Raw genomic sequence first — 17,702 nt, 5'->3', positions numbered from 1 at the left:
AGGCACTCCAAGCAGCCCTCCACGACGTCGTCACCCGGCACGAGAGCCTGCGCACCGTCTTCCCCGAGGACACCGACGGACAGCCCTACCAGCGCGTACTGAGCCGGGACGAGGCTGTCGGGTCGCTGACGCTCGTCACGGTGGACGCCCCCGGTCAGGAGGCGCTGGCGGCGGCCATGGAGGAGAGCGCCGGTTGCCGGTTCGACCTGGCGGTCGATCTGCCGCTGCGGGCGTGGCTGTTCACCAGCGCCCCTGACCAGCACGTACTCCTGCTCGTCATGCACCACATCGCCGGAGACGGCTGGTCCATGGCGCCCCTGGCCCGGGACCTTTCCGTTTCGTACGCGGCGCGGACCGAAGGCCGGGTGCCGTCATGGGCTCCGCTTCCGGTGCAGTACGCGGACTACACGCTCTGGCAGCGCGAACTCCTCGGCGAGGAAAACGACCCCGAGAGCGTCATCACCGGCCAGGTGGCTTTCTGGCAGGAAGCCCTCGCCGGGATTCCCGAGGAGTTGCAGCTCCCGGCCGACCGGGCGCGTCCTGCCGTCGCCTCCCACAAGGGCGGTTCGGTGCCGCTGGTTCTCGACGCGGATCTGCACCAGCGGGTCGTCGACCTCGCGCGTGCTCAGGGCACGAGCGTGTTCATGGTCATGCAGGCCGCCCTCGCCGCCCTGCTCACCCGCCTCGGCGCCGGCAACGACATCCCCATCGGCTCGCCCATCGCAGGCCGTACCGACGACGCGCTCGACGACCTCGTCGGCTTCTTCGTCAACACCCTCGTCCTGCGCACCGACACCTCCGGCGACCCCACCTTCGAAGAGCTCCTCCAGCGCGTCCGCGACACCGACCTCGCGGCCTACGCCCACCAGGACCTGCCGTTCGAGCGGCTCGTGGAACTCCTCAACCCCGTCCGCTCCATGGCCCGCCACCCCCTCTTCCAGGTCATGCTGACCCTGCAGAACCAGACGCAGGCCGGTCTCGACCTCCCCGGGATCGATGTGGGGATGGAACCGCTGGGCCCGCCGGCAGCGAAGTTCGACGTCGGCGTCACTCTGACGGAACGTTTCGCCGTCGACGGCGGCCCCGCCGGCATGATCGGCACCGTCGACTACGCGACGGACCTTTTCGACGCGGCATCCGTGGAGCTGCTCGCGCGGCGACTGGTCCGTCTGCTCGAAGCCGTCGTCACCGATCCCACCACCACCGTCGGACAGGTGGAGATCCTCTCCGACCAGGAGCGACACCGGCTTCTGACCGAGTGGAACGACACGCATCGCGACGTACCGCAGAGCACCGTCCCCGAGCTGTTCGAGCAGCAGGCGGCCCGTACTCCCGACGCCACCGCCGTGGTCTTCGAGGGCGAGGAACTCACCTACGCCGAGCTGAACGTCCGCGCCAACCAGCTCGCCCATCGCCTCATCAGCACGGGCACCGGCCCCGAGCACATCGTCGCCATCGCCCTGCCCCGCTCCGCCGAGCTCATCGTCTCGCTCCTGGCGGTCCTGAAGACGGGCGCGGCGTACCTCCCCGTCGACCCGGACTACCCGGCCGACCGCATCACCTACATGCTCGGCGACGCGGCACCCACCTGCGTCATCACCGACACGCGGACGCTCCCGGCGATCCCCCGGTCCGACGTCCCCACGATCGTCCTCGACGATCCCGGGACCCTCGCCGAGCTCGCGGTTGACACCGCCGGCAACCCCGACCGGACCGCGCACCCCGACCACCCCGCCTACGTCATCTACACCTCCGGCTCCACCGGCCGGCCCAAGGGCGTGGTGATCGCCCACCGGAACGTCGTCAACTTCTTCGCCGGCGTCGACGAGCGGGTGGGCTGCGGCCCGGACGACACCCTCCTGGCCGTCACCAGCGTCGCCTTCGACATCTCCGTCCTGGAGCTGCTCTGGACGCTCGTCCGTGGCACCCGCGTGGTGCTGATGCAGGACCGTGCCCTGGTCAAGGAGGGGAGTGGGGCCCTGGCGCCGGGCCGGCCGGTCAAGCCGTGCGACGTGAGCCTGTTCTACTTCGCGAGCGCCGAGACGGCCACCGCCGGTGACAAGTACCGTCTGGTGCTCGAAGGGGCCCGGTTCGCCGACCGCCACGGGTTCGAGGCGGTGTGGACCCCCGAGCGGCACTTCCACGAGTTCGGCGGCCTCTACCCCAACCCGTCCGTGATGAGCGCGGCGCTGGCCACGGCGACCGAGCGGGTCAAGATCCGGGCGGGCAGCGTCGTCCTGCCGCTGCACGACCCGATCCGGGTGGCGGAGGAATGGTCGCTGGTGGACAACCTGTCCGGCGGCCGCGTCGGCGCGGCGTTCGCCTCCGGCTGGCACGCCGACGACTTCGCCTTCTTCCCGGACCGGTACGAGGAGCGCAAGCAGTACACCTCCGAGGCGATACAGGTCGTACAGGACCTGTGGCGCGGGGGTTCGCGGAAGGTCCGCGCCGGATCGGGCGCCGAGATCGAGGTCCAGGTCTTCCCGGCGCCCGTGCAGAAGGAGCTGCCGACGTGGATCACGACGACGGGCGGCGGTGAGGCCTTCGCCCGTGCGGGCGCGATGGGCGCCAACGTCCTGACGCACCTGCTGGGCCAGTCGGTCGAACAGGTCGCCGCCAACATCCGGCTGTACCGGCAGGCGCGCGCCGACCACGGCCACGACCCGGATGCGGGTGTGGTGACGCTGATGGTGCACACCTTCATCGGCGAGGACCGCGAGGCGGTCCGGGAACAGGTGCGTGAGCCCTTCACGGCCTACCTGAAGTCGTCGGTCGGTCTGCTGATGAACCTCGCCAAGAGCCTGAACCTGCCGTTCGACCCGGCGAGCATCACCGACGCCGACAGGGACACGCTGCTGTCCTTCGCCTTCGACCGCTACTTCGAGACCAGTGCCCTCTTCGGGACCGTGGAGTCGGTGCAGCCGTTCCTTGAGGGGCTGAGCGCGGCCGGTGTCGACGAAGTGGCGTGCCTGATCGACTTCGGCCTCCCGGACGACATGGTCCTGGAGCACCTGTCGGGCCTGGCGGCGGCCCGTGACCTGCACGGGGCACGGGTCGGAGGCGAGGACCTGTCGCTGGCGGGCGTCGTCGAGCGGTACGCGCCGACGTTGATGCAGTCGACCCCCTCGCTGATGCAGATGATCGCGCAGGACGAGCGGAGCCTGACCGGTCTGTCCTCTCTGCGCACCCTCGCCGTGGGCGGCGAGGCGCTGCCGTCGTCCCTGGCCGGTCTCCTGCGGTCCGAGCTGCCCGACGCCCGGCTGATCAACATGTACGGTCCGACGGAGACCACGATCTGGTCGGCGACCCACGAGGTGGGGGACGCCACGGGACCGGTCCCGCTGGGGCGTGCCATCGCCAACACGCGGACCTACGTCCTGGACGACCGTCTCCAGCCCGTGCCTCCCGGCACGACCGGCGAGCTCTACATCGCCGGTGCCGGTCTCGCCCGCGGCTACCTCAACCGGCCCGCCCTCACCGCGGAACGCTTCACAGCCGACCCGTTCGGCGCTCCCGGCACCCGCATGTACCGCACGGGTGACGTCGTACGCCACCGGACCGACGGAACCCTCGAGTACCTCGGCCGCTCCGACGACCAGGTCAAGATCCGGGGCTTCCGCATCGAACTCGGCGAGATCGAGGCCGCCCTGGCCGCACAGCCGAACGTGGCCCACGCCGCCGCCGTCGTGCGCGAGGACCGGCCCGGTGACAAGCGACTGGTCGCCTACGTCGTCGCCGAGAGCGCGGAGCTGTCGACGGACACCCTCCGGGCAGCCGTCTCCGAGCGTCTCCCCGACTACATGGTCCCCAGCACCGTCCTCACCCTCGACGCCCTGCCCCTCACCCCCAACGGCAAGCTCGACCGCAAGGCGCTGCCCGCACCGGACTATGCGGCCCTCACCACCGGCCGTAAGCCCCGCACGCCCCAGGAAGAGGTCCTCTGCAGTCTCTTCGCCGAGGTCCTCGGCCTGGAGACCGTGGGCGTCGACGTCAGCTTCTTCGAGCTCGGCGGCCACTCCCTGCTCGCCACCCGTCTCATCAGCCGCATCCGTTCCGTGCTGAGCGTCGAGCTGGGCATCCGGGTGCTGTTCGAGGCGCCGACGGTGGCGGCCCTCGCCGAGCACCTGACGGGCGAGAAGGCACAGGACTCGCTGAAGGTGCTGCTGCCGCTGCGGGAGACCGGGACCGCGGAGCCGCTGTTCTGCGTCCACCCGGGCACGGGCCTGAGCTGGCCCTACGCGGGCCTGCTCCAGCACGTTCCGCAGGAGGTGCCGATCTACGGCCTGCAGGCCCGGCAGGTGTGCGGGGAGGGCGAGCCGCCGAGGGACCTCGCGGAGATGGCGGACGACTACGTCCGGCACATCCGGTCCGTCCAGGAGGCGGGTCCGTACCGCCTGCTGGGCTGGTCGTTCGGCGGCCTCGTGGCGCACGCCGTGGCCACGCGCCTGCAGGAGCAGGGCGAGGAGGTGTCCCTGCTGGCACTGCTCGACGCCAGCCCCAGCGAGCAGACGTCGTCCGCGCCCGCTCCGGTGGACGAGCGGGCGGCCGTGGCCGGCCTGTTGCGCTCCCGCGGGCACGCCTTCGACGAGGCCGCGGCCATGGACCTGCCGGAGGCCGCGGAGATCCTCGTCGAGCACGACGAGTGGTTCCGGCACATGGACGTCCACACCGCCGTCTCCGTCCTGCGGTTCATGCTCGACAGCGCGACTCTGTCGAGGGGGTACAGGCCCGCGGTGTTCCGTGGCGACGTGCTGTCCTTCGTCGCCGCGCGGGAGGGCGAGGAGACCGTGGTGACCACGGCGGACTGGGCGCCGTACGTCGACGGGAGCATCGGCCGGCACGAGATCGACTGCGTGCACATCGACATGATGCGTCCGGTCCCGCTGACCGAGATCTGTAAGACCGTCAATCAGTACCTGCGGTAAGGCGACGAGCGAAGGTGTTCTCCGTGTCGAATCACTCGACTGCCGGGCCCGGCCCGGCCCGGAACAGCTGGCTGAGGTTCCTGCGGAACCGGCCCGATGCCCGGGCCCGGCTGGTCTGCTTCCCCCACGCCGGGGGAGCGGCCGGCTACTACCAGGCCTGGCCCAAGCACCTCCCGGCCGAGGTCGACGTCGTGGCCGTGCAGTACCCCGGCCGGCAGGACCGGCTGGGGGATCCGCCGGTGGCGGACATGCGCACCATGGCCGAGTCGGTCGCCGCGGCGCTGCAGCCGCTGGCCGACAGGCCGCTGGTCTTCTTCGGGCACAGCCTGGGGTCGGCGCTCGCCTACGAGGTGGCCCGTGTGATGGAGGGGGTCATGGGCACGCCGCCCGCGATCCTCTTCGCCTCCGCGCGCATGGCACCGCACGCCGCGAAGCCCTCGGACCTCAGCCGGCAGGGGGACCAGGCGCTGATCGCCCATCTCACCGAGCTGGGCGGCATGGCCCCGCAGATCCTGGCGGACGAGGAACTGCTCGGGCTGGTGATGCCGGCCATCCGCGCCGACTACCGCCTGCTGGAGGACTACCGGCCCACGCACCTCGCCAGGCTGTCGACGCCCGTCGCGGCCATGGTGGGGACGGCCGACGAGGCGGTCGAGGCCGCCTCCGCCGCCACCTGGAGCGACGCGACGCGGGAGTTCCTCGGCGTCACCGAGTTCCCGGGCGGTCACTTCTACCCCGACGCGTGCCTGGAGCAGCTGACGGGGGAGATCACCCGGCACCTGAGGGAAAGGGTGCTGTGAACCCGTCCGCGCGTCCCCGCGCGGATCCCGCCGGCAGCGGGGCCGTCGCGACGAGCACCGTGCGCGGCGGCACCGCACAGCGGTCGCCGGCCTTCAGGCCGGCGCCCGCCGCCGGGGCGCCGTCCGCGGCCGTGGTGTCCACGACGACGCGGTAGACGGCACCCGGCCGGCCGGGCACGGTGAAGTCCGCCGGTGCGTCACCCGCGTTGAGCAGGACGAGGACGTCGTCGTCACGCTGCGGTGCGCCCTCCGGCGTGACGGGGTCCACCCGGTCCCCGGCCAGGAGGAAGCCGAGGAAGCGGGTCGACGGGTCCTCCCAGCGTCCGGTCGTCATCGGGCGGCCCTCGTGGTCGAACCAGGCGATGTCCGGCGGCCCGGGCGCGTCTCCCGCGCCGGACGCGGTACCGGTCAGGAACGTGCGGCGGCGCAGCGCCGGGTGGTCGCGCTGCAGGGCCACGACGCGGCGCACGAAGGCGGTGAGCTCCGGCCGGGCGCTGCTCCAGTCGTACCAGCTGATGCCGTTGTCCTGGCAGTAGGCGTTGTTGTTGCCGTGCTGGGTGCGCCCGATCTCGTCGCCTCCGCAGAGCATGGTCACGCCCTGCGACAGCAGGAGGGTGACGAGGAGGTTGCGGCGCTGGCGCTCGCGCAGCGCGGTGACGGCACCGTCGTCGGTGGGGCCCTCCACGCCGTAGTTGGCGGCGCGGTCGTCGTTCGTGCCGTCGCGGTTGTCCTCGCCGTTGGCCTCGTTGTACTTGCGCTCGTACGTCACCAGGTCGGTGAGCGTCTTGCCGTCGTGGCAGGTGACGAAGTTGACGGAGGCGTCGGGGCCGCGGCGTTCGGCGGCGTAGAGGTCGGCGGAGCCGGTGAGCCGGCGCGCCAGGTCGCCCACGGCGGGCCGGCCCCGCCAGAAGTCGCGCAGGGTGTCGCGGCTGCGGTCGTTCCACTCCGCCCAGCCGGCCGGGAACCGGCCCACCTGGTAGCTGTCGGGGGCGCCCACGTCCCAGGGTTCGGCGATGAGCTTGGTCCTGTTCAGGACGGGGTCCTGGTGGAGGAGGTGGAAGAACGCGGCGAGCCGGTCCACGTAGCCGTACTGGCGGGCGAGGGTGGCGGCCAGGTCGAAGCGGAAGCCGTCGACGTGCATCTCCGTCACCCAGTGGCGCAGCGAGTCGAGGATCAGGCGCAGCACTTCGGGGCGGCCGGCGTCGAGGGTGTTGCGGGTGCCGGTGGTGTCGATGTAGCGGGAGCGGTCGGCCGGGTCGAGGCGGTAGTAGATCTCGTTGCCGAGGCCGCGGAAGCTCAAGGCGGGGTCCGTGGGGCCGCCCTCCGCCGTGTGGTTGTAGACGACGTCGAGGATGACCTCGATGCCGGCGGAGTGCAGGGCGGCGACCATCCGCTTGAACTCGGTGATCTGTCCGCCGCGGTCGCCCGACGCGCTGTACGCGGCGTGCGGGGCGAAGAAGCCGATCGTGGAATAGCCCCAGTAGTTGGTCAGGCCCCGTGCGAGCAGGGAGGGCTCGGACAGGTGCTGGTGCACGGGCAGCAGCTCGACGGCGGTGACGCCCAGGCCCGTGAGGTGGCCGAGGACGGCCGGGTGGGCGAGGCCGGCGTAGGTGCCGCGCAGCGCGGGCGGTACGCCGGGGTGGGTGGCGCTGATGCCCTTGACGTGGGTCTCGTACAGCACGGTCCGCGACCAGTGGGTGTCCGGCCGGCGATCGGTGCCCCAGTCGAAGGAGGCGTCGGCGACCAGGCAGGCGGCCGTGCGGGGGCCCAGCGGTCGCATGATCTGCGCGTACGGGTCGAGGAGCAGGGTGTCGGGGGAGAACAGCAGGCCGCGCCGGGGCTCGTAGGGGCCGGTGGCCCGGAAGCCGTAGCGCTGCCCGGGGCCCACGCCCGGTAGGTAGACGTGCCAGACGTCGCAGTCGGCGGACATCGCCAGCCGGCTCTCGCGCCCGTCGTCGTCGAGCAGGCAGAGCGTGACGTGGCCGCCGTACGCCCCGGCCGAGGAGTACACGGCGAAGTTCGTGCCGTGGCCGTCCCAGGTCGCGCCGAGGCGGTACGGGTCTCCTGGCCGGGTGTCGGTCATCCCGGGGCCCCTCTCGGTCAGTCGTAGCCGCCGAACATGAACAGGGAGGCGCGCTGGTCGGCGGGGTTCATCAGGCCGTGCAGGTTTCCGCCCTTGAGCAGGGCGAGGTGCCCCGCGGGCAGCCGGCGGATCTCGAAGGAGCGCGTGCGGGTTCCGGAGTCGGCCCAGTCCCCGATCACCATGAGGGCGTCGCCCTCCAGCATCAGGAAGACTTCCTGGTTGTCGCGGTGGCGGTGCAGGCCGATGCCGCAGGCGGGGTCGAGGACGTGCAGGTCCATGTAGGTGACGGCCAGGAACGGCTCGGTGTCGCCGCTGCGGTGGCCCTTGGAGCCGTGGGCGTCCAGGTTGTACGGCTCCAGGGCGCGGGGGAGGTCCCCGCTGCCCGCCCAGCGGCCGTATTCGCTGAACAGGGTGCGGTATTCGAGGAAGCCCACGCCGCCGTGCGGGTTGGGGCTCGTACCGACGCTCAAATAGGAGTCCCAGCCGCGGACGCGCATCTCGAAGCCGAGCCGCGTCGTGCCCCGGTCCGGGTCGGCCGCGCCCGAGCCGTCGCCGCCGGCGGTCCAGCGCACGTCGAGGTGGAGGGGCAGGACGGGGTGCATGGTGTGGCCGGGCGAGACCTCGCGCAGGTCCCGCTCGGTGAGGCGGTCGCGGGCGAAGTCGTCCGCGCCGCCGCCGACGAGGTCGGGGCGGGGCTGCAGCAGGCCCGAGTCCAGGGCGGCGCGGCCGCGGTCGCCGAGCTGCTCGCGCAGGCCGCCGCCGTCGTGGCCCCACAGCTCGACGGTGTAGAAGTCGCTCTCCTCGTCGTAGGGGGCCCGCAGGGTCACCGGGGGGCCGCCGCGGACCGAGACGACGCAGCCGATGGCGTCGCCGAGCCGTCCGGCCGCCCGCCACAGCGCGGAGTCGGGGCCGCCGCGGTAGGCGAGCTGCAGGAACGGTACGCGCCGGTCGCCGGCGGCGGCCCAGCCGCGGACGGCCCTGGTGTCGGCGAGGCGGAAGTCGCGGACGTTCTGCTTCTGGAAGTCGGTCTTGACGTCCTGGAGCGCCGGATCGAGCTGGTCGGCGTCACCCCCGGAGGGCCCGTACAGCTCGAGCCACCGGTGCGGGTAGAGGTACTGCAGGGAGGGGGACTCGTAGTGCTCGCGCTCGGCGGCGAGCCGGGAGCGCTCCACCAGGCCCAGCAGCTTCAGCAGCGGGTTGTCCGCGGCGTAGTCCGGCGGCTTCCCGGGATCGACGCGGAAGACCGAGTCACTGTGCACGATCTCGGGCATCGGAACCGCCTCACGTGGTGTGGTAGAGGAAGGCAACGAATTTCAGCGGCTCGTCGGACGGGTTGCGGATGCCGTGCACGCCGCCGCTCTTGGTGAAGATGACGCTGCCCGGTTTGACGGGCAGTTCCCGGCACTTGACCGGGCCCACGCCGAAGACCTGCCGGTCGACCAGGGGGTAGGAGTCGGTGGCCGGGTCGTCTCCGTCGCTCATGTAGGCGATGCCGGTTCCGGAGACGATGTAGTAGAGCTCCTCGGAGCCGATGTGGCGGTGGGTGCCCTCGATCGTGCCGGGCGGGACGGTCACCTCGTGGAAGAAGACCAGCTCGCTGCCGAGTTCGCGTTGGAAGAGCCAGCGCATCTGGATGACGTTGTCGTCGAAGCGCTCGGGGTTGTCGGGGTCGGTCATGGCGTTGCGGTAGTTGACCGGCAGGACGTCGGCCGCGTCGGGGATGAAGTACCCGCGCTGGAAGTCCAGCAGGTAGTTCTTGTCCTCGACCGTGTTCAGGCCCGAGCTGGGCTCCTGGGTCCGGGGCTCCTGGTGGGAGCGGAGGTAGTCGTTGTCCCACTGCACGTCGTCTTTGCCTATGCCCTGGCCGGTCGGGTACAGCACCCCGTCCTCGCGGAAGGCCAGCAGCACCTTGCGGGCCGGGCCCAGCAGCGACGACAGATGCGGCACGCGGGTGATGGGCGCGTCCCGGCCCATCAGGGGCAGCACGCGGTGGTCGTGGGCCGATCCGGCGGGCGGCTCCAGCGTTTCCCAGATCTCCGCCGCGTACGCGCCGATGACCGGGTCCCAGTGCAGGGTGACCAGGGCCTCGGCGGCCCGGTCCGGGCCGTCCCCGACGAGCCGGACCCAGGCCTTCACGCGCGGCCCGAGCCGGCGGCCGAACTCCCGGGCCTGCTCGACGAGCCGGATGCCCGCGTATTCGATGCGCAGCATCGAGCACAGCCGGACGCCGCCCAGGAAGACGTCGCCCTTGATGGCGGTGCCGTCGGCGCTGCTGCGCACCTCGGAGACGTAGTAGCGGTAGCGGGAGGAGCGGGTCGCGCTGAGGTAGCGGGCGTGGTAGATCCGGTCGGGGAAGAACACCACCCGGAAGATCTCGTTCTCGGGGTGGGTGAAGATGTCGTCGAACCGGGTGTCCATTCACAGCCTCCCGAGCAGCGTGTCGGCGACGCGGAAGGCGTTCGCCTCGATGGTCAGCGTGGGGTTGGCGCTGCCGGACGTCGGCATGAACGAGCCGTCGGTGACGTAGAGGTTGTCGAAGTTCCAGGCCCGGCAGTCGGGGTCGAGCACCGAGTCCGCGGGGTCCGGGCCGAAGCGGGCCCCGCCCAGGACGTGGTTGGCGATCCGCACCACCGAGTGGCCGACGGAGCCGGCGCTGATGTCACCGGTCCGGCCGCCAGCGGCCAGGATGCGCCGGCACTGCTCGGCGAGGGTGTCCATGAGCGCGCGGTCGTGGGGGTGCCAGGTCTTGACGATGTAGGCGGCCGGCCGGCCCCACTTGTCCTTCACCGTGGGGTGGAGCTCGATGCGGTTGCCGCGCTGCGGCACCTGGTTGGCCATGAAGGCGACCGACAGCCGACGACCGAAGTTCGTCTCCAGATAGTCCTCGAAGCCGTTGCCGACCAGCGAGGTGTCGTAGAGGTAGCCCTTCCAGAGGTTGTCCATGTCCATCGCGTGCCAGGTGCGGGCCAGGGACAGGGGCAGGGCTCCGTCGGAGGTGTTGTTGTAGATGACGCCGCCCGCCCACAGCCCCTGTTCCCTGATCCACTCGGGGCGTGCGCAGTGGTCGGTGGCCCAGTCGGAGTCCAGGGTGCGGGACTTGTCGGCGCGCTCCGGCACCACGCACTGCGCGCCGCCGAAGCAGTGGGTCAGGAAGTACGCGCCGAGCAGCCCGTTGCCGTTGATGCGCCGCTCGAAGGCCGGGTCCAGCAGCGCGGAGATCCGCAGCAGCCGCACCGACTCGATCGCCGAGCAGGCCACGACGACGGTCCGCGCGGCCAGGACGCGGGGGCGGCCGGCCGGGTCGCGGTAGTGGACGCGGGTCACCTTGGAGCCCTCGGCCTCCAGGTGGGTGACCGTGCAGTTGGCCCGCAGCTCGAAGCCGCCCCCGCCGTCGCCGCTGAGCGGCGCCAGGAGCGAGACCCAGGTGTTGGACTTCAGCCCCAGCGGGTCGCCGTAGCGGTTGACGAAGGCCGTCTTGATGCTCTCCTCGTCCTGCGGGACCGTACGGCCGCTGGGCGCGTGGTCGCGGGTGATCACCGCGAGCGGGGTGCGGTAGCGGCGCATGCCGAGGGCGTCCATGCCGGCGGCGGCGTACGCGCTGATGGGGTTGGGCGCCAGCGGCGGCTGGTAGCGGTCGGCCGAGGGCGTCTTGGCCTGGCCCTCCCACGTGCCGTTGACGCCGATGAGCTCCTCGGCCCGGACGTAGTACGGCTCCAGGGCGGCGTACTCGACCGGCCAGTCGCGGGCCTCGCGCACCACCTCGCGGCCCGGGTCGTCGCGCAGGTCGCCACGGCCCTCGTTGAAGCTGCGCAGCCGCAGGTCGTCCGGGGTGAAGCGGGGCGAGACGCCGCCGTAGAGCTGGGTGCCGCCGCCCACCACCTGGGCGGTGTAGCCCTCGATGGTGACGCGGTCGGCGCCGTCGCTGTCGCGGTAGACGTGCGGCTCGTCGTTCAGGTCGGGCTCGACGTGGCTGGAGAAGTACGCCTCGCCCGTATTGGCGACGCCCCGCACCGTGATGCGCTTCTCGGCGCCCGTGGCGAAGGACTCGTCGCGCTTGAAGTCGCTCAGCCCCTGCGGGCTCTGCGCCTGGGTGCGCAGCAGCGGGCCCTTCTCCAGCATCACCACCCGGTGCCCGGCCCGTACGAGTGTGTGGGCCACCGGGGCGCCCCCGGCCCCGCTGCCGATGACGACGATGTCCGCCGGTTCCCGCGGACCCGTTCCCTCCGCCATGGCTTCCCCCTAGCCGCGGTAGTCGGTGTTGTGCCCCAGCGGTGACTCCAGCGCGCGCCGCCAGTCGAAGAGCGTCTCCCCACGGCCGTCCCGGAAGCGGTTCTCCAGATACATCCAGCCCGCCGCGCCGGAATTGCCGCCGTGCCGGGGGTGGACGAACGCGCCGGTCATCGCGTGCCGGCGCAGGAGCAGCAGGAAGTGGCGCGGGCTCTGGTAGCGGGAGTGGTCCCAGCCGTCGACCTTCTCGCTCTCCATCTGCCCGTACAGCTCCGCGTACGCCTCCGGCGCCACTGTCGCCGGGTCGAGCCCGCCGGAGCGGGCCCGCAGCAGATCGCCGACCATGCGCAGACAGACGTGGTAGTCGTCGGCGTGGTGCTGCTCCTGGCGGGCGAGGAGTTTGTCGATGTAATTGACCGTGCCGACCTCGTCGTCGAGCTGATAGGCGAGAGGGAATTCGGCACTCCGCCGGGCCCGGTCGAGGGATTCGTAGACTCCACGGATGAAACGGCGGTTCTCGTCGAGACGGAACGGCAGCAGATGCGCGACGATCCGGCCCAGCAGTTCCCGCTCGGCGCGGTTCAGCACGAGCGGCACGGCACAGGCATCGGTGAAGAAGCGGGACCAGCTCTCGCCGTTGTCGAGGACGGTGCGCTGCGGATTGACGGCATCCAGAACATACGTTCCGTCGACCGCGTACTTGTACGTGTGCACCTGCCCCTTGGGGACCCGCACGGTGACCGCCCAGAATCCGGTGGGCTCACCCGCGAACAGCAGGGGCCGCAGCGGGACGGGCGAGTGCAGCGGGCCGAACGTGCCCGTCACGGTCACGGCGGAGGGCGCCGCGGCCCGGCCGTCGTGGACGAACGTCACGTCGTTGAAGGGGTACGAGCCCGCCGCGGAGACCCCGTCCCAGTGCGTGTCGACCACCGGGAAACGCCAGGCCTCGCACACCGCGGCCCGGGGGTCCCCGGGAGCGTACTGGCCGAAGTCGTGGCGCGGGTCGGAACCGTCCCGCGCGAGGTATTTCGTGCAGTGGTTCAGGACGTACTGATCGTCCCTTTCGATGATCTCGACCTTCACCGCATTCCCCCGAACTCGGTAGATCTGGAGCCATCCATGCGGAGACGTCAATGAAAATATTGCCGGTACGGGGCTTTGTCCACGGCCGGGACGAGCGGCGCTGCGCCTGTTGCCCGGCGTATTCCATGGGGCTGGTGATTCTCCGGCGCGGGCGGGCCTCCGATAGCCTGAGCCCACAATGAACAGCTTCACGACGCCATGGGGCGAGTTCGATCTCGCCCGTTTCCCCGAGGATCCCCGCGACCCCTTGCGCGCCTGGGACGCCGCCGACGAATACCTGCTGCGGCACCTCCACGGAAGCGACGGGGAGCCCGCCGACCTGTCGGGCACCGTGGCCGTGGTGGGGGACCGGTGGGGCGCCCTGACCACCGCGCTCGCCGCACACCGGCCCGTCCAGATCACCGACTCCTTCCTCGCCCAGGAGGCGACCCGGGCGAACCTGGCGCGCAACGGCGTCGCCCCCGACGCGGTGCGGCTGCTGTCCACCCAGGACACGCCCCCGGACCGGATCGACGTGCTGCTGATCAGGGTGCCCAAGAGCCTGGCGCTGCTGGAGGACCAGCTGCACCGGCTCGCGCCCCGCCTCCACGAGGGCACCCTCGTCGTCGGCACGGGCCGGGTCACCGAGATCCACACCTCGACGCTGAAGCTGTTCGAGCGCCTCGTGGGGCCGACCCGCACCTCGCTGGCGGTGAAGAAGGCCCGGCTGATCTTCTGCACCCCCGACCCCGGCGTCCAGCGCCCCGCCAACCCGTGGCCGCACCGCTACGCCCTGCCGGAGGGGATCGGCGCGGTCTCCGGGCGCACCGTCACCAACCACGCCGGCACCTTCTGCGCCGAGCGCCTGGACATCGGCACCCGTTTCTTCCTGCCCCGTCTGCCCCGGCACGGCGGCCCCGAGCGCATCGTCGACCTGGGCTGCGGCAACGGCGTCGTCGGCACGGCGGCGGCGCTGGCCAACCCCGAGGCCGAGGTGCTCTTCATCGACGAGTCCTACCAGGCGGTGGCCTCGGCGGAAGCCACGTTCCGGGAGAACGCCGGGTCGCGGGCGGCGGAGTTCCAGGTGGGCGACGGCCTGGCGGCCGTGCCCCCGCAGTCCGTCGACCTGGTCCTGAACAACCCGCCGTTCCACACCCACCAGGCGACGACCGACACCACGGCCTGGCGCATGTTCACCGGCTCCCGCAAGGCGCTGCGCCCCGGCGGCGAACTGTGGGTCATCGGCAACCGCCACCTCGGCTACCACGTGAAGCTGCGCAAGGTCTTCGGCAACTGCGAGGTCGTCGCGAGCGACCCGAAGTTCGTCATCCTGCGCGCCGTCAAGCGCTGAACGACCCCCGCCCCGCCGGGCGTCGGCTCATGCCCGGCGGTCGGCCGGGGTCCGCTCCCACCGGCCGTCGCGGCGCTCGATGAACAGCGACTGCGCGGAAGGGCCGGACTGATCGGTGGTCATGCGGCATCCCTTTCGTCGTACGGGAAACGGCGCTCTTCCATACGCCTGCGTATGTTTACCGTACGGTAGCGTACGGCCATGGTGCGACGGCGAGAGGGCAAGCCGCAGAGCGGCGGACGGCAGCGGCTGAGCGCGCGGGACTGGGCGGACGCCGCCCTCACGGCCATCGGTGAAGGCGGCCTCGCCGCGGTCGCGGTCGAGCCGCTCGCCGCCCGGCTGGGAACCACGAAGGGCAGCTTCTACTGGCACTTCACCAACCGCGAGGCGCTCATCGAGGCCGCGCTGCGCCGCTGGGAAGAGGTCTGCACCGAGGACATGATCGAAGCGCTCGCCCCCGAGCCCGACCCGCTGCGACGACTGCGCCGCCTCTTCGCCGAAGCGACCGCGGCGGCGGCCCGTGACCCCCTCGAGCTCTCCCTGCTCGCCACGTCCGCGCACCCCCAGGTCGCCGCGGTGCTGCGGCGCGTGACGGAGCGCCGGATCGGCTACCTCGCCGACCTCTTCGCCGAGCTCGGCTTCCCGCCCGACGAGGCCCGCCGCCGCGGAGTGCTGGGCTACACCGCCTACCTGGGCCACACCCAGCTGGGCCACGCCGTGCCCGGCGCGCTCCCGCCCACGGCCGAGCAGGCCGCCTACCTGGACTCGGTCGTCGACACCCTGCTGCGCCGGGACTGACGGCCGCCGCACGGGATTGCCGTCGCCGCACCGGCGGACCCTCCGTCATAATCGGGGCTCGCTCGCTCACTTGTCCGACCGGTGCGCGGCGAAGCACCGCATCCCTTTTGTTTCTCCCCAGGAGTTCTCCCTCTTCATGAACACCATCGACCGGTCCACCGACACCCTCCGCGTCCTGGCCATATCGGGCAGCCTGCGCGCCGACTCCATCAACAGCGCCCTCCTGCGCGCGGCCGGCGCGCTGGGCGGCCCCGAGGTGAAGCTGGAGCTGTGGGACGGGCTGGCCGCGGTGCCGCCCTTCAGCGAGGACGACGAGGCCGAGCCGGGCGCGGGCGTGGCCGGGATGCTCGCCGCCGTCGCGGGCGCCGACGCGCTGCTGTTCGCCACCCCGGAGTACAACCGCTCCCTCCCCGGCCAGCTCAAGAACGCCCTCGACTGGGCCTCCCGCCCCTACGGCCGCTCGGTGCTCACCGGCAAGGCCGTGGCGGTCATCGGCGCCAGCCCGGGCAACTTCGGCGGCCGGCGGGCCCACGCCGACCTGACCAAGGTGCTCAAGGCCTGCGGCGCCGTGGTCGTCGGCGACGAGGTGTGCGTGCCGCAGGCCGACACCGCCCTCGGCGAGGACGGCCTGCCGGCGACCGAGGAACTGCGCACCGCCCTCACCGGCCTGCTCGACGCCCTCGGCGAGGCCGTCCGCGCCGCGTGAGCCCTGTGGGAGAGCCGGCGCTTGGCGTGATTCGTTCGGTATCACAAGAGCTTGGCCGGATCGTTGCACGCCGTAACCGCCGCGGTGGGAACATCATTTGGTCGTCGTCGCGGTGAGCGTGGTGTGAAGGCTGTCGGCGCTGCCCGCGGTGCACGGAGCAGATGTCCACGAAGGGCCTCGCCGTCTCCGCCTCCAGAGTGGGAGCCGATGTGGCCTTGGACCAGGCGTCCGTCATCTCCGAGTGGGTCGTGCCCGCCGCCGTCTGCGCACCCGTGACCTGGGTGTGCCTGGTCTTCCGCTACAAGGAGGACGGCCGGCTGCTGGGCACGGTCCGCTCGTCGGCGCTGGGCCTGTGCGTCGTGCTGTGGACCGCGGGGACGGCGGCCCTGGTCAGCGGCCTGCTGCTGCCGCTGACCCCCAGCGTCCCGCCGTGGGCGGTGGGCCTCGCGACGGGCTGGGGCGTGGTCTCCCGGGGCAGGGGGGAGCAGACCAGTGGGCGCGCCGCCCTGGCGGTGCTGACCCTGGGCAACTCCCTGCTGCTCCGTCAGCTGGCCCTGCGGCTGCGGGCCGACCGTGCCGACTGGTGCGAGCGGATGGCCGAGGGCTTCGGCGACTGCTGGGACGTCCAGTCCTTCGCCGACCAGATCAGGGCCCATCTGCTGCTGCGCGCCGACGTGCCGGGGGACACCGGACGGACCCGCACCGGCCTCAAGCGGGAGGTCAACGAACGGCACAAGGACGTGCGGACCGCGGCGCAGAAGTGGATCACGCTGGAGACCAGGGTGGACAAGGCCTGCCAGCAGCAGGGCCGACAGCCCTACCGGGAGGAACTGCGCATGCTGCGGCGGTCCTTCGGCGAGGCGGAGCAGTATCTGAAGTACCTGCTGGAGCTCGTCCACGCACACGGCAGGCGCAGCGACGGCGAGCGGATCCTCGAGCTCAAGCGGAGGCAGCTGGCGCCCCCCGCCGTGGAGGACGCGCCGGGCGCGTCGGGCGCACCGGACGTCTCAGCAGTACGGTGACGGCGTCAAAGGCGTGATGGGCGCGGTCTCGGGCAGCGCGGGACCCGTGGCGTACGGTTCTCGGCCGTCCGACGGGTCGTAGAAGCTGATCTCCACTCTCGCGTCGAGTGATTCCGCGACGGCGGCCAGCGACCTCAGGGTGAGGTTCTCGCCGCCGGAGAGGATCTGGCTGACCCGGCCGGGCGAGACGCCCATGCAGTCGGCCAAGTCCTTGCGGGTCATGCCGCGTTCGGCGAGCAGTCCGGCCAGCGACGCCGTCGCCTGACGTGCGAGCGCGGCTCCCGCCAGCTCCGCCGTACGACCACCCTCTACGGTCTCTCGCCAGGCCATGTCTACCCCCACCAGCTGTGCTGTCGTCAGGTCCGGAAGTCCTTGATTGCAGCATGCCACCTTTAGTCCTAGCTAAAAGCCAAGTCTGGCGCAAACGGCGGGTCCCCACAACCAGGAGGCGGGCGTTCCTTGTCGATGACCAGGGAATACGCGATCGTCGACGCTTTTCGGCCAGATCCGGGGGTTTCACTCCGGTGGAGCCGTGGCGCGACGTCTGGCCAACCCCCCTTCCGCCCCCTACGATTCGAACGCTCTCAGTCCCAACGGGCCCGGGAAAGGTCCAGCAGGTTGGCATGAGCATGTCCGTATTACGGTCATGACGGGCCCGCCGCCCGCCACCTTTCCCGGTTCGCCCGGCACTTCCTGCATCCCGACGCCCGCCCCCTCCGCTCGGGGGA

12 protein-coding genes are annotated in these 17,702 nt (G+C 71.7%); 6 read left to right on the top strand and 6 right to left on the bottom strand.

Annotation, left to right across the window (positions count from 1 at the left end):
• Both ACIGXW_RS33645 and ACIGXW_RS33640 read left to right on the top strand, forming a co-directional pair.
• Nucleotides 1-4,925, top strand: a 4,925-nt coding sequence (locus tag ACIGXW_RS33645; protein ID WP_399576662.1) for a MupA/Atu3671 family FMN-dependent luciferase-like monooxygenase, incomplete at its 5' end; no start/stop codon positions are given.
• Nucleotides 4,926-4,948: 23 nt separating this feature from the next.
• A complete protein-coding gene (locus tag ACIGXW_RS33640) occupies nt 4,949-5,725 on the top strand; it encodes a thioesterase II family protein (RefSeq protein ID WP_399576661.1) in 777 nt (258 codons plus the stop codon).
• On the opposite strand, the gene glgX is transcribed toward ACIGXW_RS33640, so the two are convergent.
• Genes glgX through ACIGXW_RS33615 form a run of 5 tightly spaced genes read right to left on the bottom strand, consistent with a single transcriptional unit; the run spans nt 5,694 to nt 13,118 of the window.
• Nucleotides 5,694-7,808 carry a glycogen debranching protein GlgX gene (gene glgX / locus ACIGXW_RS33635; protein WP_399576660.1) on the bottom strand — a complete coding sequence of 705 codons (2,115 nt, stop codon included), beginning with the start codon at nt 7,806-7,808 and terminating at the stop codon, nt 5,694-5,696. The genes ACIGXW_RS33640 and glgX overlap by 32 nt on opposite strands.
• 17 nt (nt 7,809-7,825) lie before the next feature.
• Nucleotides 7,826-9,079: a cupin domain-containing protein gene (locus ACIGXW_RS33630; protein ID WP_399576659.1), complete on the bottom strand. Its 1,254-nt coding sequence runs from the start codon at nt 9,077-9,079 to the stop codon at nt 7,826-7,828.
• Between the two features lie 10 nt (nt 9,080-9,089).
• Nucleotides 9,090-10,226, bottom strand: a complete 1,137-nt coding sequence (locus ACIGXW_RS33625; protein WP_071962513.1) for a cupin domain-containing protein — start codon at nt 10,224-10,226, stop codon at nt 9,090-9,092.
• A complete protein-coding gene (locus ACIGXW_RS33620; protein ID WP_399576658.1) occupies nt 10,227-12,038 on the bottom strand; it encodes a GMC oxidoreductase in 1,812 nt (603 codons plus the stop codon).
• A gap of 9 nt (nt 12,039-12,047) precedes the next feature.
• On the bottom strand, nt 12,048-13,118 hold the full coding sequence (locus ACIGXW_RS33615) for a gluconate 2-dehydrogenase subunit 3 family protein (protein ID WP_399576657.1): 1,071 nt from the start codon (nt 13,116-13,118) through the stop codon (nt 12,048-12,050).
• A gap of 178 nt (nt 13,119-13,296) precedes the next feature.
• Between ACIGXW_RS33615 and ACIGXW_RS33610 the strand changes: the two genes are divergently transcribed.
• The 4 genes from ACIGXW_RS33610 to ACIGXW_RS33595 all read left to right on the top strand — a co-directional run bounded on the left by ACIGXW_RS33610 (nt 13,297) and on the right by ACIGXW_RS33595 (nt 16,974).
• The gene (locus ACIGXW_RS33610; RefSeq protein ID WP_399576656.1) at nt 13,297-14,448 is read left to right on the top strand and encodes a methyltransferase; all 1,152 of its coding nucleotides are present in this window, start codon (nt 13,297-13,299) and stop codon (nt 14,446-14,448) included.
• 201 nt (nt 14,449-14,649) lie between these two features.
• Nucleotides 14,650-15,246 carry a TetR/AcrR family transcriptional regulator gene (locus tag ACIGXW_RS33605; RefSeq protein ID WP_071962509.1) on the top strand — a complete coding sequence of 199 codons (597 nt, stop codon included), beginning with the start codon at nt 14,650-14,652 and terminating at the stop codon, nt 15,244-15,246.
• 136 nt (nt 15,247-15,382) lie between these two features.
• Entirely contained in the window at nt 15,383-15,952 is a 570-nt protein-coding gene (locus ACIGXW_RS33600; protein WP_399576655.1) for an NADPH-dependent FMN reductase, read from the top strand.
• Nucleotides 15,953-16,113: 161 nt separating this feature from the next.
• Nucleotides 16,114-16,974 carry a hypothetical protein gene (locus ACIGXW_RS33595; protein WP_399576654.1) on the top strand — a complete coding sequence of 287 codons (861 nt, stop codon included), beginning with the start codon at nt 16,114-16,116 and terminating at the stop codon, nt 16,972-16,974.
• Here ACIGXW_RS33595 and ACIGXW_RS33590 read toward each other — a convergent pair.
• Nucleotides 16,960-17,304 (bottom strand): helix-turn-helix domain-containing protein, encoded by a 345-nt coding sequence (locus ACIGXW_RS33590; RefSeq protein WP_399576653.1) that lies wholly within the window; start codon nt 17,302-17,304, stop codon nt 16,960-16,962. The genes ACIGXW_RS33595 and ACIGXW_RS33590 overlap by 15 nt on opposite strands.
• Nucleotides 17,305-17,702 lie beyond the last annotated feature (398 nt).

Origin of the sequence: Streptomyces sp. NPDC053079 (assembly GCF_044546695.1) — a bacterium.
Taxonomy (GTDB): Bacteria; Actinomycetota; Actinomycetes; order Streptomycetales; family Streptomycetaceae; genus Streptomyces.
This window is presented reverse-complemented; position numbering and strand designations above follow the sequence as displayed.

Excerpts from the sequence above, each read along its gene's own strand:
- glgX (WP_399576660.1), bottom strand. The coding sequence starts at position 7,808 with ATGACCGACACCCGGCCAGGAGACCCGTACCGCCTCGGCGCGACCTGG.
- ACIGXW_RS33630 (WP_399576659.1), bottom strand. The coding sequence starts at position 9,079 with ATGCCCGAGATCGTGCACAGTGACTCGGTCTTCCGCGTCGATCCCGGG.
- ACIGXW_RS33625 (WP_071962513.1), bottom strand. The coding sequence starts at position 10,226 with ATGGACACCCGGTTCGACGACATCTTCACCCACCCCGAGAACGAGATC.
- ACIGXW_RS33620 (WP_399576658.1), bottom strand. The coding sequence starts at position 12,038 with ATGGCGGAGGGAACGGGTCCGCGGGAACCGGCGGACATCGTCGTCATC.
- ACIGXW_RS33610 (WP_399576656.1), top strand. The coding sequence starts at position 13,297 with ATGAACAGCTTCACGACGCCATGGGGCGAGTTCGATCTCGCCCGTTTC.
- ACIGXW_RS33605 (WP_071962509.1), top strand. The coding sequence starts at position 14,650 with ATGGTGCGACGGCGAGAGGGCAAGCCGCAGAGCGGCGGACGGCAGCGG.
- ACIGXW_RS33600 (WP_399576655.1), top strand. The coding sequence starts at position 15,383 with ATGAACACCATCGACCGGTCCACCGACACCCTCCGCGTCCTGGCCATA.
- ACIGXW_RS33595 (WP_399576654.1), top strand. The coding sequence starts at position 16,114 with ATGTCCACGAAGGGCCTCGCCGTCTCCGCCTCCAGAGTGGGAGCCGAT.
- ACIGXW_RS33590 (WP_399576653.1), bottom strand. The coding sequence starts at position 17,304 with ATGGCCTGGCGAGAGACCGTAGAGGGTGGTCGTACGGCGGAGCTGGCG.